Origin of the sequence: Corynebacterium sp. (assembly GCF_012837295.1) — a bacterium.
Classification (GTDB): Bacteria; Actinomycetota; Actinomycetes; order Mycobacteriales; family Mycobacteriaceae; genus Corynebacterium.
In genome coordinates, this window is sequence record NZ_DURI01000345.1 from 1 (window position 1) to 2755 (window position 2755).

The window sequence follows — 2755 nt, forward strand, 5'->3', positions numbered from 1 at the left end:
AATCCGGCGCGGGAGGCCGGAATCCGCGTGGTGAACATCCGCACCGGGCTGGTGCAGGCCGGCGGCGGTGGCCTGTTGCCGATCCTCGCGGGCATCACGTCCACGGGGCTGGGCGGCAAGCTCGGCGACGGCGACCAGTGGTTCCCGTGGATCGCACTCGACGATCTGCTGGACATCTATCACCGGGCTGCTCTGGATCCGACGTGGTCGGGGCCGATCAACGCGGTGGCGCCCAACGGGGTGGACAACGCGTCGTACACGAAGACCCTGGCCAAGGTCCTGCGCAGGCCGGCCGTCATCCCGGTGCCGAAGGCCGCGCCGTCCCTGGTGCTCGGCGGACGCGGGGCCGAGGAACTCGCCTTCGCCAACCAGCGGGCGATCCCCCGTTTCCTGGAGAACGCCGGCCACGTCTTCCGCTTCCCCGACCTCGACGCGGCGCTGCGCCACGAGCTGCTGCGCAACGGCTGATGGAGAACCGTCCCATCGTTCACGCCCCGGGCCCGGGCTCCGAAGGCAACCATCGGTGTGGTTGACGGCCCATAACATCGGCCCGTCGTAAAGCAGCCGCGGCCAATATGCCGACATCGCGTCGACAAATTGCCCCCGGAGGGGCACGGCATTCACCCGGAGTGCAAAAACCGTGCGAAACTGGGGCAATGAGTTCGAGACGCCTCTCATCGCGCCTACCCGTCAAGCACATCACCTCCAAGGCGATGGCAGCCATCACCATCCTGATCGGCCTGCTGTTCGTGGGAGGCCTCACCGGCCTCACCTCCAGCCTCGAGCCGGGCGACTCCGCCCCGGCCACCCTGCCCCAGGACTCCGAATCCGCGAAGGTCCAGGAACTCGCCTCCGAGTTCCCCGGCGGCGACCAGCTCACCGCCATCGCCGTGTTCTCCCGCGAGGACGGCGAACCCCTCGGCCCGCAGGACATCGGCGCCGCCCAGGCCTCCGCCGAGGCCATGGCCGGCATCGAACTGCCCGAGTCCGCCCTCGAGCAGCTCGGCGACTGGGAGGGCGACAAGACCGTCGAACAGCTCTCCCCCGCCGTGCCGCTGGCCGAGGAAGCCGCCCAGGCCGTGCTCGCCCTGCCCGGCGACATCAACGGCGGCGGCCTGGCCGACGCCGTCGCCGAGATGCGAGACGCCGGCAAGCAAGACCTCCCCGATGGCCTGCAGCTGCAGGTCACCGGCCCCGCCGGCTTCGCCGCAGACACCGCCTCCGCCTTCGACGGCGCCAACTTCGCCCTGCTGGGCATCTCCGCGCTCGTCGTCGCCGTGCTGCTGATCCTGACCTACCGCTCCCCGATCCTGTGGCTGGTCCCGCTGCTGACGGTGGCCATCGCCGACCGCGGCGCCTCGCTGCTCGTCGAGCTCGTCGCCTCGAAGACCGCGCTGCAGTTCGACGCCTCCACCTCCGGCATCATGTCCGTCCTCGTCTTCGGCGCCGGCACCAACTACGCGCTGCTGCTGATCAGCCGCTACCGCGAGGAACTGCGCCGCCACGAAAACCACCGCGAGGCCCTGTCGATCGCCACCCGCGCATCGACGTCGGCCATCGTGTCGTCGAACCTCACCGTCGTCTTCGCCCTGCTGGCGCTGGCGCTGGCCGTCGTGCCCGCCTATCGCTACCTGGGCATCTCCCTGTCCATCGGCCTGCTGGTCGCCCTGGCCTTCGCCCTGTTCGTGCTGCCCGCCGCCCTGTCGCTGTGCGGACGCGGCCTGTTCTGGCCGAAGATCCCGCGCGTGGAGGACGAGAACAAGACCGCCAAGTCCTCCGGCTGGTACCGCGTCGCCGACGTCGTGTCCAAGCGCCCCGCCGCCTACCTGGCCGGCATGGTCGTGCTGCTCGCGGTGCTGGGCACCGGCCTGTTCGGCGCCAACATCGGCCTGTCCACCACCGAGCAGTTCCGCACCGAGTCCGAGGCCGCCGACGGCCTGGACACCATCTCCGAGTACACCTCGGCCGGCGCCGCGTCGCCGCTGTCCGTCATCGCCCCGGCCGAGTCCGCGGGCGCGGTCACCGAGGCCATCGAATCCGTCGACGGCGCCGAGATCCAGGGCCCGCCGACAGAGTCGCTCGACGGCATGCTGACCCGCTTCACCGTCGTCACCGACTCCGAGCCGGCCACCGCCGACAACTTCCGCGAGATCGAGGCCCTGCGCGAGGCCACCCACGGCGCCGACGCCGACGCCCTCGTCGGCGGCCAGTCCGCCCAGACGCTGGACACCCGCGACTCCACCGCGCGCGACACGCTGCTGATCGTCCCGATCATCCTGGTGGTCATCCTCTTCCTGCTGATGATCATCCTCCGCGCCGTCGTCGCGCCGATCTTCCTGCTCATGGCCACGACCCTGTCCGCCGTGGCGGCCCTGGGCGCCGGCGCGCTGGTGTCCGAGCACATCTTCGGCTTCCCGGCCCTGGACGTCTCGGTGCCGCTGTACTCGCTGATCTTCCTCATCGCGCTGGGCATCGACTACACCGTGTTCCTGGTGCTGCGCGCCAAGGAAGAGGCCGAAGGTTACGGAACGACGGAAGGCATGTCCCGTGCCGTCGGGCTGACCGGCGGCGTGATCACCGCGGCCGGCATCGTGCTGGCGGCCGTCTTCGCGGTCCTCGGCGTGCTGCCGCTGATCACGCTGGGCCAGGTCGGCATCGTCGTCGGCCTGGGCATCCTGCTGGACACCTTCCTGGTGCGCACCCTGGTCGTGCCCGCCCTCTTCGACCTCCTCGGCGACCGCATGTGGTGGCCGTC

Annotated in this window: 2 protein-coding genes; both read left to right on the plus strand. The window is 70.5% G+C overall.

Annotated features, from left to right (window positions below; all coding sequences use genetic code 11):
* Window positions 1–468 (plus strand): DUF1731 domain-containing protein (locus GX015_RS11375; protein WP_291345236.1); only part of this gene is annotated, 468 nt, incomplete at its 5' end.
* A gap of 245 nt (window positions 469–713) precedes the next feature.
* Window positions 714–2755, plus strand: a 2042-nt coding sequence (locus GX015_RS11380) for an MMPL family transporter (RefSeq protein ID WP_291345238.1), incomplete at its 3' end; no start/stop codon positions are given.